This window comes from Herbaspirillum sp. NPDC087042 (assembly GCF_044745245.1).
Taxonomy (GTDB): domain Bacteria; phylum Pseudomonadota; class Gammaproteobacteria; order Burkholderiales; family Burkholderiaceae_D; genus Herbaspirillum.
In genome coordinates this window covers 91,382-105,306 of record NZ_JBIUZW010000009.1, presented here as the reverse complement: position 1 = coordinate 105,306, position 13,925 = coordinate 91,382, and the positions used below count along the sequence as shown (strand labels likewise).

Here is a 13,925-nt window from a genome sequence, read left to right as displayed (position 1 = left end):
TCAGTGGCTGTGTTCGGCGGCGCCCTTGCCCAGTTCGGCCTTGAGCGCGAAGCTGCCGGCACTGGCGACCTGGTCGCCGGCCTGCAGGCCATCGAGGATCTCGACGAATTTGCCATCGCTGCGACCGGTGCGTACCGGCTGCGCCTTGAAGCCGTCGTCCGTGCGCACGAAGACCACGCTCTTGCCTTCCACCGTCTGCAGGGCATCGGCCGCGACCGCCACCGGCACCTGGGTGACTTGGCTCATCACGTCCACCGAGACGAACAGGCCGGGGCGCCAGCTGTCCTGCGGATTGGGCAACACCACATGGGCGCGCGCGGTGCGGGTCTGTTCGCCGATGAGTGCGCCGACGTAGGCGATCGTGCCGCTGGCGCTGGCCTCGAAGGCAGTGGCGCGCACCACCGCGCGTCCGCCCACGCGGACCTGTTGCAGGTCCTTGGGCGAGACGATGATCTCGGCCCAGACCGTGGAGAGGTCGGAGATCAGGAAGGCATTGGCGTCCTCGCGCACGGCTTCGCCCAGGCTCAGGTGTTTCTCGACCACGGTGCCATCGAAGGGCGCGCGGATCTCATAGCGATTGAGGCTGGCCGTCGCTTTGCCACTGACGGCGCCGATGGCATGCAGCTTCTGACCGGCATTGCGCACGGCCACCTCGGCCTCCTGCAAGGCCAGCCGGGCCTGCTGGTAGTCCTGCTCGGCCGAGATCTTCTGTTCCCAGAGCTGCTTCTCGCGTTGCCAGTTGCTGCGTGCCAGCGCCAGGCGTTGCTGGGCGTTGATCAGATCGGCCCGCTGTTCGGAGACGGCGCTGCTGCTGATGACGGCCAGTACCTGGCCCTTCTTCACCTTCTGGCCCAGGTTGGCCGAGACCGACTCCACCACGCCGGCCACCTGCGGCACGACGTGGGCGGTGCGGTCTTCGTTGAAGCGGATCTCGCCGGGTAGTTGCAGGCCGCTCTCCAGGCTGGCCGGTGCGGCCTGTGCCAGCACGATGCCGGCGGCGGTGATCTGTTCCTGGCTCAGGGCGATTTCACCTTCTTCATCGTGATGCTCGCCCTCTTCGGCATGGGCTTGCTTGCTGTCGGGCTTATGTTCAGGCTTGTCGTCGTGGCCGTGGTCGTCGTTTTTGTCATCCTTGTCATCCTGATGCTTGCTGGCGGCTGCGCTGTCCGGTGTGGCATTGGCTTGCGCGCCCTGGCCCTGCATCAGCGCCCATCCCGACAGCAGGGCGGCGACGGCGAGGATGGCCGCGATGGCGAGTTTCTGTTTGTTGCTCACGCGTGTCTTCATGTGCGGTCTCATTGTGGATTGGGTGGAGTGAGGGCGGCGTCGCCGGCCAGGCGGTCCAGTTCGGCGCTGGCCTGAAAGGCGCCGGAGAGGGCCTTCCAGTACTGCGCCCGGGCCTGGAAATAGCTGCGCTGGGCGTCCAGCACGTCGAGGAAGGCGAACTTGCCCAGCGTGAACCCGGTACGCGCGGCGAGGTAGGCGCTTTGTGCGCCGGGGACGATGTCCTCGCGCAGGGCCTGCGCTTCCTGGCGGGCATTGCGCAGGCGCTCGTAGGCCTGGGCGGCATCGTTTTGCAGTTGCAGCTCGACCATGGCCTGTTCGTCGCGGGCCTTGTCCACGCGTTTCAGCGCTTCCAGTTCATTGCCGCGGTTGCTGTCGAACACTGGGATCGGCACCGAGAAGCCGACCACCCACATGTTGCGGGCGGCTTCCTCGTCGCGCTTGTTGCCCAGGCTCACGGTGAGATCGGGCACACGCTTGCTGCTTTCGATGCGCGCCAGCGCACGGCGGCGCTCCACCTCCAGGCGTGCCATCTGCACAACCGGGCCGTTGGCCACCCGCGTGGTCAGGGTGCCGATATCGGGCAGCTCGGGCAGCGTTTCCACGCCGATGTCGGCCAGTGGCGCGCCGGGATCGGTGGCGCCCCAGAGGCTGGCCAGCTGGCGGCGTGCCAGCGTCACGTCGCTGTCGGCCTGGCCGGCTTCCAGGCGTGCGTTGGAGAGCGCCAGTTGCGCCCGGGTCTGTTCCACCGGCGAGACCTTGCCGGCTTGCACGCGGCGCGCCGTCATGTCGGCGGCGGTCTGCGCCAGCGTGACCAGGTCGCGCGCCAGGCGCTGGCGCTCCATGGCCAGCACGGCCTCATGGAAGGCTGCCCTCACGCGCGCGTGCAGGGCGCTGCGCTGGCTGGCATGGTCCAGCACGGCCATGTCGCGGGTGCGCTCCGCCGCCTCGATGCGGGCACTGCGCTTGCCGCCCAGTTCGATGGGCTGGTTGACCTGGTAGGTGGTGGTGCGACTGGACTTGCGGGTGTCTTCCATCAGCGCGGAAAACTCCGGGTTGGGTCGTGCGCCAGCCTGTTCGAGGCTGGCGTCGAGGGCCTCGATTTCCTTCTGGGCGGCGGCCAGCGCGCGGTTGCCGGCGTCGGCCAGTGCCAGCGCCGAGGACAGGGTCAGCAGCTCCGCCTGACCGGTAGCCGGGGCGGAAATGGGCAAAGCAATGGGTGGGGTCGGTCCTTGTGCAAGGACCAGGCTGGGCGCGAGCAGGGCTAGCGCCAGCAGATGGCTGTGCCGGTACATCGAATTCTCCAGTGAAGATGAGGGGAATCCGGCGAGAGCAGGGAAAGTGTGTGCGTTCTCGCCGGCTTAGGCGGCGAGCAGCCAGTTGGGCTTGTCGGGCCCGTCGGCGATGTGGGAGGCGGGATGGCAGGTGCCGCTGCGGAACACCTCAAGCGATGTGCCGCCATGGTCGGCCATGGACAGGCGCGGCCATTGCACCGATTTCATGCAGGAGAACTGGCAGAGGGAGCAGCCGCTGTCGGCCTCGCCGGTCTTGGCGTGGTCGCTGTCGGTCTGCGCCGACTGGGCTGCGGGGTGTTCATGATGGCCCGGATGGGCCGGCGCGCTGCTGCGTTCCCCCTGGCAATAGCTCGCCATCGCTGCCCAGGAGAGCTGCAGCGGCAAGAGCAAGGCCAGGAAGAGGATGAGAGCGCGCATCGGAAATTGGCGCGGCTACCGGCCGGTGAAGGCGGGTAGCCGCTGGATTGGAGTCAGACCAGCCGGTCGGCGCCGATTATGCCCCGTTGTAGAGGGAGGAGTCAAAGGCCTGGTCCTGGGTGCTGCTGTCCTTGACCGACGGCTTGGCTGCGCTGGCTTGCATCGGCTCGCCCAGGCGGGCGGCCTTCAGTTCGGCCATGACATCGGCGCGGGTCTTGGTGCTGGTGAACTTGATGACCGGGTAGTTGTTGCGGGCGGTCAGGTTGGCCTGGTCGCGGGCAGCTTCGGTGGGGACGGTGGACTGGGCGAAGGCGGACAGGGAGAAAGCGGCAACCAGGGTGCCGAGGATCAATTGCGAAGTTTTCATGAGGATGCTCCTTGAAGGGGGAAAGTGATACACAAGACACCAGGCCGCAGAGGGGATAATGCAGCTGGCACCGTCGACCGCCCTGCCGTTGCTGGTGCTTCCCGCAGCGTCTGGCGTATCGTTGGGATGCATTCTAGGCAGCCGGTCCGCACAGAAAGATTGCTCAGTCATTACAGATTTGTAATGAATAGGCTTGCCCGCTGGTTCACAATATCGCCTTGTCAGCGACCGTGTTGGCGCCTTGCCCGCCAGGAATCCGAACATGCACATCTTGTTGGTAGAAGACGAGCCCAAGTCGGGCGACTATCTGCGTCGCGGCCTGACCGAGTCCGGCTTCGTGGTGGACTGGGTGCAGACCGGCGTGGATGGCCTGCACAATGCCCGCACGCTGGACTACAAGCTGATCATCCTGGATGTGATGCTGCCTGGCATGAATGGCTGGGACATCCTGCGCGAGCTGCGCCGCACCCACGACACGCCGGTGCTCTTCCTGACCGCCCGCGACGAGGTGGATGACCGCGTCAAGGGGCTGGAGCTGGGCGCCGACGATTACCTGGTCAAGCCCTTCGCCTTCACCGAGCTGCTGGCGCGCGTGCGCACGCTGTTGCGGCGCGGACCCAGCCGCGAGGCCGACGTGATCGAGTATGACGATGTGGTGCTCGACGTCGTGCGCCGCAAGGCCACCCGTGCCGGCCAGCGCATCGACCTGACCGCCAAGGAATTCGCCCTGCTGCATATGCTGATTCGCCGTCCCGGCGAGGTACTGTCGCGCCCGCAGATTGCCTCGCAGGTGTGGGACATGAATTTCGACAGCGATACCAATGTGGTCGATGTCGCCGTGCGGCGCCTGCGCGCCAAGCTTGACGATGGCTTCGACAAGAAGCTGCTGCATACCGTTTGGGGCATGGGCTATGTCTTCGAGGCCAGGCCGTGAAGCAGCATGCACCCGCCTCGATGAACCTGCGGCTGGTGGTGCTGTTCGCGCTGCTGGCCATCGTCACCTTCGCCGGGTTTGGCAGCTACCTGTGCCATGCGCTGCATGTGCAGCTGGAACGGCGCGACGACGAGGAGCTGGCCGGCAAGTGCCGCTCCATCAATCACCTGGTCCAGGATTCGGCCTCGCTGGAAGACATCCTGGCGCGGCGCCACCTGGTGCTGGACAACCTGAGCGGCCACGACCAGCTGCTGGTGCGCATCGCGCGCGCCGATGGCACGACGCTGCTGGAAAGCCACGATCCCGAACGCGCCCCGCCCGGCATCGACCTGAGCCAGATCGCCATCCGCGAGTGGGACAGCATCCAGTCGTGGAAGCTGGGCGATCAGCATGCCCGCTACATCGCCAGCAAGCCCATGACGCGTTCGGGGGAGCAGGCCATCGTGCTGGTGGTGCGCACGGCCTCGGATCGCATGATGCTGCTCTCCGAATATCGCTCCGATGTCTGGGTGGCCGCCAGCATCGGCACGGTGCTGGCGACGCTGCTGAGTTTTCTGTTCGTGCGCAGCGGCTTGCAGCCCTTGCGCATGATGGCGTCGCAGACGCGCGCCATTTCCGCCAACCGGCTCGATACCCGGCTCGATATCCAGGCCGCGCCGCAAGAGCTGCACGAGATCGTGGAATCCTTCAACGGGATGCTGGACCGCCTCTCCGGCAGCTTCCAGCAATTGAGCCAGTTCTCCGCCGACCTGGCCCATGACTTGCGCACACCGCTCAACAACCTCATGGTGCAGACCCAGGTGGCGCTGGGCAAGCCGCGTCCGGTGGAGGAGTATCAGGCTCTGCTCAGTTCCAATATCGAAGAGTACGAACGCTTGTCGCGGATGATGGAGAGCATGCTCTTCCTGGCGCGCGCGGAAAATGCGCATGTGGTGATGCAGGTGCAGGCACTGGATGTCAGGGAGGAGCTGGGCAAGATCGCCGACTACTTCGAGGGCATCGCCGAGGAGGCCCAGGTGCGCATCGCCATCCATGGCACCGGACGCATCCACGCCGACATGATGTTGTTGCGGCGGGCCGTGGGCAATCTGGTGGCCAATGCGATCCGCTATACGCCGCAGCAGGGTGTCATCGCGATCACGGCCAGCATGGTCGACGGGGCTACCGTCATCGAGGTCGCCAATCCCGGTAGCGGGATCCACCCCGAACTGCAGGAGCGCATCTTCGACCGCTTCTATCGTGCCGATCCCTCGCGCAGCAGCGCCAGCGGTTCCAGCGGCCTGGGTCTGGCCATCGTGCGTTCCATCATGAGCCTGCATGGCGGGCAGGCCAGCGTGCGTAGCGTGCCGGGAGGGAGTACGGTGTTCAGCCTGCGTTTTCCCCTTCCTTCTTCCGTTCTCCCTCCCCAGGCCCGACCGGGCCGCGCCGGCAAGCAGGCCAGCCCTTCAGTCGGGTGAGCGGACCTCCTCGCTAGGCAGCGACAGCAGCGTCTGGCGCAGCAGGTCGGGCAATTCCATTTCAAGGGCCTGGGCGAGGGCTTCCATGTTGTCCACGGAGATGTTGCGGTCTCCACGTTCAACTTCGCTCAGGTAGGTTCGACTGATGTCGGCCCGGAAGGCCAGTTCTTCCTGTGACATCTCTTTCAGCCGGCGAACTCTCCTGACATTCTGTCCGAAGATGACGCGGGCGCTCGGTGGAGTCTCGGTGTTTTTCATGAGCGCAAGGATCGGGTGGCTGGAGACGATGGTCGATTAGCTACAATTAATAAGGCACATACTATCCGTGACAAACATTTATACGCGCTAATCTGCTGGCGTTTAATCGAAATATTACGAGAATGACTTCGTCAATTAATTGAGATTACTGCCGAATTCGCGCTAGAAAAATATCGAATCTTTTGGATATTCTTGACCCCAACAGCCTATGTGATGCGAGCCACCCAGGGGCGGCTCGACATGAAGAAACAGCGGAAAAAGCAGCCCGGCCGGTGGGCGCTAACTGCCCATTTCCTTGAGCGTCTTGCGCATGATCTTGCCGGTGGCGGTGGTCGGCAGGGCATCGACGAAGGCGATCAGGCGCGGATATTCGTGCGCCGCCAATTGCGAGCGCACATGTTGTTGCAACGCCGCCACCATGGCCGGGTCGCCGGCATGGCCCTCCTTGAGCACCACGAAGGCCTTGACCACCTCGGTGCGCAGTTCGTCGGCGATACCCACCACCGCCGCGATACGCACGGCCGGATGACGCATGATGCATTCCTCGATCGGCGCCGGCCCGATGCGATAACCGGCACTGGTGATGACGTCGTCATTGCGGCCCAGGTAGCGGATATAGCCGCCCTCATCCATGTTGCCCAGGTCGCCGGTGAGCAGGAAATCGCCGGCGAACTTTTCCCGCGTGGCTTCCTCGTTGCGCCAGTAGCGCAGGAACATGACCGGATCGGGTGAGCGGATGGCGATGTTGCCCACCGTCCCCGGCGCCACGATCTGGCCCTCGTCGTCGACGATCTGCACGTCGTGGCCTGGCACCGCGCGGCCCATGCTGCCGGAGGCGCTGGGATAGAGCCGCGAGGACGAGGACACCACCAGGTTGCACTCGGTCTGCCCATAGAATTCATTGATGGTCACGCCCAGCGCCTGGCGGCCCCAGGCGATCAGATCGTCACCCAGTGTCTCGCCGCCGCTGGCCACGCTGCGCAGGCTGAAATCCCATTGCTCGCGCGGCGCGGGCGTGCTGCGCAGCATCTTCAACGCCGTCGGCGGGAAGAACACGTTGCGGATGCCATGCCGCGCCAGCAGCCCGAAGACCGCCTCGGCATCGAACTTCTCCAGCCGCCTGGCCACCACCGCCACGCCATGGAACAGCGAGGGCAGCAGCACATCGAGCAAGCCACCGATCCAGGCCCAGTCCGCCGGAGTCCAGAAGCGGTCGCCGGGCTGGGGGAAACTGTCGTGCGACACCTCCACGCCCGGCAGGTGGCCCAGCAGTACGCGATGGGCATGCAGCGCACCCTTGGCCTTGCCGGTGGTGCCGGAGGTGTAGATGATCATGGCCGGGTCATCGGCCAGCGTGGGTTGCGGCGTGTAGAGGGCGGGAGCGGCGTTCAGGCGATCCCAGAAGTCGGTGGTCTGGGGCAGCACGATGTCGGAGGGCTCGACGCAATAGATCACCTTCAGGTCCGGCAGCTCGCCGGCCAGATGGACTTTTTCCATGCCACTGCCATCGGTCACCAGTGCGGTGGCACCGCTGTTTTGCAGGCGATAGGCAATGGCGTCGGGGCCGAACAGGTAGAACAGCGGCACCGTGATGGCCCCCAGCTTGTAGGCGGCGATGTGGGTGATGACCGTTTCGATGCGCTGCGAGAGGTAGATGCCGATGCGGTCACCCCGCTTCACCCCGGCCTCGGCCAGGACGTTGGCAAACTGGTCGCTGAGCGACTTCAGTTGGTCGAAGCTCCAGGTGGTGACGGTGCCGTCGGCCTCCTCGCTGATGATGGCCGGTCGGGCGCTGCCATCGGCCCACTTGTCGCAGGCCTCGATACCGATGTTGAAGAACTCGGGGATATTCCACCGGTAGTCGGTCTTTTCGTCCTGGCGGTAATGCGCGGAACCGATCACCGTCCGGGGCTGGATGTCTATGCTCACGTAGCGTCTCCTGTTGGATGTTCTGGTCGCGACCCCTGCATCGGGGGTACGCGTACGTGCATATCATAGCCTTCCTCCCGGTCTTGCACCGGTTCTCGCGTCCATGGACGGTGGCGGGCGCCGGCCGCTCAGCCGGCGCGGCGCTCAGGCATATTGCAAGGTCCGCCCCACCGGTGCCGTAATGACCCGCAATTCCGGCGCCCCGCCCTCCAGCTTGAACACCGAGACCAGCCGCGCCAGATGCGCCGCCTGATCCTGCAGGGATTGCGCGGCGGCGGCGGCCTGTTCCACCAGCGCGGCATTCTGTTGCGTCACCTGGTCCATCTGCACGATGGCCAGGTTGACCTGTTCGATGCCGGCGCTCTGCTCCTGCCCTGCCGCGCTGATCTCGTTGACCACCGCCCCCACCCGCTGCACGCTTTCCACCACCTCCTGCATGGTGTGCCCGGCCTGCTCCACCAGCTTGCTGCCATCGGCCACCCGCGCCACCGAGTCGGCGATGAGGGCCTTGATCTCGTGCGCGGCGGTGGCCGAGCGTTGCGCCAGTGCGCGTACTTCCGATGCCACCACCGCAAAGCCACGACCCTGCTCGCCGGCCCGCGCCGCTTCCACTGCTGCGTTCAGCGCCAGGATATTGGTCTGGAAGGCGATGCCATCGATGACCCCGATGATGTCCACGATGCGCTTGGACGACGCATCGATGGCGCTCATGGTCTGCACCACCTGGCTGACCACGCTGCCACCCTGGCGCGCCACGTCCGAGGCCGAGCCGGCCAGGGTGTTGGCTTCGCTGGCGTGGGTGGCGTTCTGTTTCACGGTGGCAGTCAGTTCTTCCATCGAGGAGGCGGTCTCTTCCAGCGAGGCCGCCTGTTGCTCGGTGCGCGAGGACAGGTCCAGGTTGCCCCGGGCAATCTCGCTGCTGGCCGTGGCGATGGTGTCGGTGGAGACGCGCACCTGGCTGACGATCTCCAGCAGGCGCTCGTTCATCTTCTTCAAGGCACGCAGGAGCATGCTGGTCTCGTCCCGACCGCGGTCGTCGATGGCCGAGGTCAGATCGCCTGCGGCCACCGTCTCGGCCACGCGCACCGCGCGGTCCAGCGGCGCAGTGATGCTGCGCGTGATCATCCAGGCGATGGCTACTGCTGCCAGCAGGCCGGCGATGGTCAGGCCGCTCAACAGCGCGCGCGCATGGGCGTAGTTGTCCTCCACCTCCTCACCCGCGGTCTTCATCATGTTGTGCTGCAGCTTGATGAGGGCATCGGCGGCATTCATGTAATCGTTCTGCACGGGCCGCACTTCATCGATGAGCACATCGATGGCACCGGCCTTGCCACCCTGCTGCACCATGGTCAGGACCTTGTCGCGCTTGTCCAGATAGGCTGCACGTGCCGAGACCAGCTTCGCCAGCGCGGCACGGCCGTCGGCGTCCACCAGCAGCTTGTCCAGTTGCGCCAGGTCGGCGCGGATGGCGCGGTCGGCATCGCCGATGCGATCGTATTCGCTCTTGATCTGTGCCTCGTTCTTGAGCAACAGGATGTTGCGCACCGATCGTGCCACCAGGTTGAGCTGGTCGACGATGTCGCCGGCCACCACGGTCTTGGGATACTTGTCATGGATGACGTCCTTCATCTGCCCGTTCAACTGCCCCAGGCGGGTGATGCCCGAGGCGGCCATCGCCAGCATCAGTACCATCAACAGGCCGAAGCCCAGCCACAGGCGAACGCGGATCGTGACGTTGGAAAGCTGCATGGTTTTCCCCTTGTTATCACTGCATTGCTGGTTGGCAATCCGGCGCATGGCGTAACCGGAAAGCAATAAAAAACAACAGCCCGTGTGACAGGCTGCTGTTCCAGCATAGGAGACAACAAAGGGGAAACCAAGCAGGGCCGCCCCGATGTCCATGACATCGGCACGCCCTCTTGGTCTGCGGCAATGCCGCCGCAGCAGCTTGCCGTCAGCCGCTCAGGTGGAGACCGGCTGACGTGTCCATGCCGCATGCCGCCGTCCCAGCACGGCGATGGCCAGCGCCGAGACCAGGGCCGGCACCGCCAGCATTGACAGGATCACGCCCATGCCCAGGTCCATCGACATCATCCAGCCGCCGCACAGTGAGCCGACTACCGAGCCGCAACGTCCGGCGGCATTGGCCCAGCTCACGCCGGTGGCGCGACTGTGGGTGGGATAGAACTGCGCGGCCAGTGCATTGGCGCCCACCTGCGAGCCACTGACGAACACCCCCACGCCGAAGATGGCCAGCACCAGCAGCCACAGCTGTCCACCGCTGAGGCTACTCATGGCCACGCACACCGCTCCCAGCACATAGGCCAGCGAGAGCGTGCGATGCGCGCCGGCGCGGTCCATGAACCGTCCCAGTACGATGGCGCCCAGGGTGCCGCCGATCTGGAAGGTCGAGGTCACCAGCGAGGCCCGGCTCATGGACGCGCCGGCATGGGTGAGCAGGGTCGGCAGCCAGCTGGAGATCAGGTAGATGATCAGCAGGCTCATGAAGAAGCTGACCCACAGCAAGCTCGTCCCCACCGCATAGTGGCCGCTGAAGAGCGCGCGCACGGGCGTGCCGGCGGCCCTGTCGCCAACACTCAACTCGGGCGGTTCGCTCACGCCCGGTGCCAGCCGGCGCAGCAGCGCCTGCAGGCGCGCCGTGGAGGCCTGCCGGCTCACCAGGAAGCGCAGCGATTCCGGCAGCCACAATGCCAGCGCCGGCACCAGCAGCAAGGGCAGGATGCCGCCCACCAGCAGCACCCCGCGCCAGCCGAATTGCACCAGCAGATGCGCCGAGGCCAGCCCGCCCACGGCCGAGCCGATGGTGAAGCCGCAGAACATCAGCGTCACCAGCGTGGAGCGCCGTGCCGAGGGGCAATACTCGGAGGTCATGGTGATGGCGCAAGGCATGGCTCCACCCAGTCCCAGCCCGGTCAGGAAGCGCCAGGCCACCAGTGCCCCCAGGCTGGGCGACCAGGCCGCTGCCAGGCTCGCCAGGCCGAAGAACAGGACCGAGAACAGCAGGATGGTCTTGCGCCCGAGGCGGTCGGCCAGCGGGCCGAATATCAGCGCGCCGGCCATCAGGCCGAACAGGCCGGCACCGAACAGCGGTGCCAGCGCACTGGCGGAGAGTTGCCACTCGGCGCGGATGGCCGGGGCGATGAAACCGATGGCGGCCGTGTCGAAACCGTCCACGGTCACTACCAAAAAGCACAGCCACAGCGTCAGGCGCTGTAGCCGCGAGAAGGGAAGCTGGTCGATGAATTGCTGTACGTCTTGCCTGGCGTGCATGGCATGTCTCCTCGGTTGGATGAGGGATGAGCGGCGCTGCGTGGCGCCGCTTCGTCGTGATGCGCGATGTTGCGCGGTGTGCGATGGGGTCAGGCGATCCTGACCGTGATCGGGGTAAGACCGTCGATATGGGCATGCAGGGTCTGGCCGCTACGTACCGCGCCGACGCCTTCGGGCGTGCCGGTGAAGATTAGGTCGCCGGGCTGCAGTTCGAACAGCGTGGAGAGGTTGGCGATGATCTCGTCGACCGACCAGATCAGGTGCGTCAGGTCGCTCTTCTGGCGCGTCACGCCATCGACTTCAAGGGCGACCTCGCCGCGCGTGATCGCGCCGGTCGCGGCTACCGGATGCAGCACGCCCACCGGGGCCGAATAGTCGAAGGCCTTGCCGATCTCCCAGGGACGGTCCATCTCGCGCATCTTCATCTGCAGGTCGCGGCGGGTCATGTCCAGGCCGACCGCATAGGCGGCGATGTGCGAGGCGGCCTGGTCGGGCGCGATATCCTTGCCGGCCTTGCCGATGGCCACCACCAGTTCGACTTCGTGGTGATAGTCCTGGGTCAGTGCCGGATAGGGCAAGCTCACCGTCTCGCCAGCGGGGACCACCACGATGGATTGCGCATCATTGGGTTTGCAGAAGAAGAAAGGCGGCTCGCGGTCCGGGTCGAAGCCCATCTCGCGCGCATGGGCCGCGTAGTTGCGACCCACGCAATAGACCCGGCGCACCGGGAACAGTGCCTGGCTGCCGGCCATGGGCAAGCCGACTACGCCGGCGGGAGGGAAGAGATATGTCATGGAGCGTTTCCTGGTGGAGTGAGGTGATGAGGATGAATCGGATGATCAGGCCGTGCCCGCCGCATCGACCTGCACCGCCGGCGCGGCGCGCTGGAAGGCGGGCAGGCGGCTGCAGGCCTGGTCGATGGCGACGATGTGCGGATACGGCCCCAGGTCGACCTGGAAGCGCCGCGCGCTGTCCACCTGGGGGATGAGATAGACGTCGGCCAGGCTCACCTGGCCGCCGAAGCAGAACGGGCCGCGTTGTCCATCCTGCGCCAGCAGGGTTTCCAGTGCGGCGAAGCCATCGCCTATCCATTGCTGGCACCAGCGCTGGATGTGAGCCTCGTCGCAGCCCATGTGCTGGCGCAGGTATTGCAGGATGCGGCGGTTGTTGACCGGATGGATGTCGCAGCCGACGATGGCCGCAAGCGCGCGCACACGCGCACGCGCATCGGCATCGGCGGGTAGCAGGGGCTGCATCGGGTAGCGTTCTTCCAGCCACTCCAGGATGGCCGGTGACTGGATCAGCGTCTGTTCACCCTCGACCAGCGCCGGCACCATGGCCTGCGGATGGCGAGCGCGGTAAGCTGCACCCAGGTGTTCTTCGCGGCGCAGGTCCACGGCCACGTAGTCATAGGAAAGGCCCTTGAGTTCCAGGGCGATGCGCAGGCGATGCGAGGTGCCGCTGCGAAAGAAGTTGTAGAGTTGCATGAGCGTGTCCTCAGTCCTGCGCCAGGCAGCGTTGCACATTCCAGCCATAGAGCCATTCCATGGCGTCATAGAAGCGCTCCGGCGTGCGCCCCTTCCACAGGTCGTTGCGCACCAGCCGTTCCACCCCCTTGGCGTGATAGATCCGCCCCATTTCGCGCGAGGACAGGACAATGCGCGCCGTGCGCGCCACCCGCGAACGCTGGTACAGGTCGAAGGCCGCCAGGAAATCGTTGCCATTCACGCGCAAGGCCTCGCCCAGCGTCACCGCATCTTCCAGCGCCATGCAGGCCCCCTGCGCCATGTACTGCGTGGTTGGATGGGCGGCATCGCCCAGCAGTGTGACGCGACCGAAACTCCATTGCCCGATCGGCTCGCGGTCGGCGGTGGCCCAGCGCTTCCAGCTCCTGGGCAGGTCGATCAGCTGGCGCGCCTGCGGGCAGATCTCCTGGAAGTAGCTCTGCACTTCCTCGGCGCTGCCATCGGTCACGCCCCACTGTTCCTGCTGGCGGCTGTGGAAGGTCACCACCACGTTGTACTGCTCGCCACCGCGCAGCGGGTAATGCACCAGGTGGCAATTCGGACCGACCCAGATGCTGGCGGCATTCCACTGCAGGTCGGCCGGGAAGTCGCGCTTGTCGATCACCGCCCGATACACCACGTGACCGGTCACCCGCGCCGGGTCGTTGACGTATTGCGCACGCACCACCGACTTGGTGCCATCGGCGCCGATCAGGGCTTGCCCGCGATGGGCGCGACCATGCTGGTCATAGACGGTCACACCATGTTCATCCTGTTCCACGTGCTGCACCCGGGTCGAGGTCAGGAAGCTCACCTGCCCGGTCTCCTGCGCCCCCTCCAGCAGCGAGAGATGCACGTCCACGCGATGGATCACCGCATAGGGATTGCCAAAGCGTTCGCGGAAGGCCGCACCGGTGGGGATGCGTCCGACCAGGCGGCCATCGACGGCATCGTGCATCACCATCTCGTCGGTATAGACCGCGCGGGCGCGGGCCTTCTCGCCGATGCCCAGGGCGTCGAAGGCATGGAAGGCATTGGGCCCCAGCTGGATGCCGGCGCCGATCTCGCCGATCTCGGCGGCCTGTTCCAGCACGGTCACGGCAAAGCCCTGGCGCACCAGCGCCAAGGCGGCGGCCAGGCCGCCGATGCCGCCACCGGCGACGATGATGGGGAGGGATGGAGTCATGG

General features: G+C 65.7%; 13 protein-coding genes. 2 read left to right on the top strand and 11 right to left on the bottom strand.

Annotated features, from left to right (window positions below; genetic code table 11):
- From ACIPHN_RS13940 to ACIPHN_RS13925, 4 genes are all read right to left on the bottom strand, one after another.
- Positions 1-1,287 carry an efflux RND transporter periplasmic adaptor subunit gene (locus tag ACIPHN_RS13940; protein WP_400437058.1) on the bottom strand — a complete coding sequence of 429 codons (1,287 nt, stop codon included), beginning with the start codon at positions 1,285-1,287 and terminating at the stop codon, positions 1-3.
- Between the two features lie 8 nt (positions 1,288-1,295).
- Complete coding sequence (locus ACIPHN_RS13935) at positions 1,296-2,579, bottom strand: TolC family protein (protein ID WP_400437056.1); 1,284 nt, start codon at positions 2,577-2,579, stop codon at positions 1,296-1,298.
- A 66-nt stretch (positions 2,580-2,645) separates the two neighbouring features.
- The gene (locus ACIPHN_RS13930; RefSeq protein WP_400437055.1) at positions 2,646-2,996 is read right to left on the bottom strand and encodes a cobalt transporter; all 351 of its coding nucleotides are present in this window, start codon (positions 2,994-2,996) and stop codon (positions 2,646-2,648) included.
- A 76-nt stretch (positions 2,997-3,072) separates the two neighbouring features.
- The gene (locus tag ACIPHN_RS13925) at positions 3,073-3,363 is read right to left on the bottom strand and encodes a DUF4148 domain-containing protein (protein ID WP_400437054.1); all 291 of its coding nucleotides are present in this window, start codon (positions 3,361-3,363) and stop codon (positions 3,073-3,075) included.
- A 262-nt stretch (positions 3,364-3,625) separates the two neighbouring features.
- On the opposite strand from ACIPHN_RS13925, the gene ACIPHN_RS13920 reads away from it, so the two are divergent.
- Positions 3,626-4,297 (top strand): heavy metal response regulator transcription factor, encoded by a 672-nt coding sequence (locus tag ACIPHN_RS13920; RefSeq protein ID WP_400437052.1) that lies wholly within the window; start codon positions 3,626-3,628, stop codon positions 4,295-4,297.
- Positions 4,294-5,754 (top strand): heavy metal sensor histidine kinase, encoded by a 1,461-nt coding sequence (locus ACIPHN_RS13915; protein WP_400437051.1) that lies wholly within the window; start codon positions 4,294-4,296, stop codon positions 5,752-5,754. Before ACIPHN_RS13920 ends, ACIPHN_RS13915 begins: the two co-directional genes overlap by 4 nt.
- Here ACIPHN_RS13915 and ACIPHN_RS13910 read toward each other — a convergent pair.
- From ACIPHN_RS13910 to ACIPHN_RS13880, 7 genes are all read right to left on the bottom strand, one after another.
- Positions 5,743-6,012: a helix-turn-helix domain-containing protein gene (locus ACIPHN_RS13910; protein ID WP_400437050.1), complete on the bottom strand. Its 270-nt coding sequence runs from the start codon at positions 6,010-6,012 to the stop codon at positions 5,743-5,745. The two genes, ACIPHN_RS13915 and ACIPHN_RS13910, sit on opposite strands and share 12 nt — an antisense overlap.
- Positions 6,013-6,291: 279 nt before the next feature.
- Positions 6,292-7,914: an acyl-CoA synthetase gene (locus ACIPHN_RS13905; protein ID WP_400437216.1), complete on the bottom strand. Its 1,623-nt coding sequence runs from the start codon at positions 7,912-7,914 to the stop codon at positions 6,292-6,294.
- A gap of 171 nt (positions 7,915-8,085) precedes the next feature.
- Positions 8,086-9,690 (bottom strand): methyl-accepting chemotaxis protein, encoded by a 1,605-nt coding sequence (locus ACIPHN_RS13900; RefSeq protein ID WP_400437049.1) that lies wholly within the window; start codon positions 9,688-9,690, stop codon positions 8,086-8,088.
- 213 nt (positions 9,691-9,903) lie between these two features.
- The gene (locus ACIPHN_RS13895) at positions 9,904-11,232 is read right to left on the bottom strand and encodes an MFS transporter (protein ID WP_400437048.1); all 1,329 of its coding nucleotides are present in this window, start codon (positions 11,230-11,232) and stop codon (positions 9,904-9,906) included.
- Positions 11,233-11,321: 89 nt separating this feature from the next.
- Entirely contained in the window at positions 11,322-12,026 is a 705-nt protein-coding gene (locus ACIPHN_RS13890; protein WP_400437047.1) for a fumarylacetoacetate hydrolase family protein, read from the bottom strand.
- 45 nt (positions 12,027-12,071) lie between these two features.
- Entirely contained in the window at positions 12,072-12,719 is a 648-nt protein-coding gene (gene maiA / locus ACIPHN_RS13885; RefSeq protein WP_400437045.1) for a maleylacetoacetate isomerase, read from the bottom strand.
- Positions 12,720-12,729: 10 nt separating this feature from the next.
- Positions 12,730-13,923, bottom strand: coding sequence for a 3-hydroxybenzoate 6-monooxygenase (locus ACIPHN_RS13880; protein WP_400437044.1), 1,194 nt, complete (start codon positions 13,921-13,923; stop codon positions 12,730-12,732).
- Between the last annotated feature and the right edge of the window lie 2 nt (positions 13,924-13,925).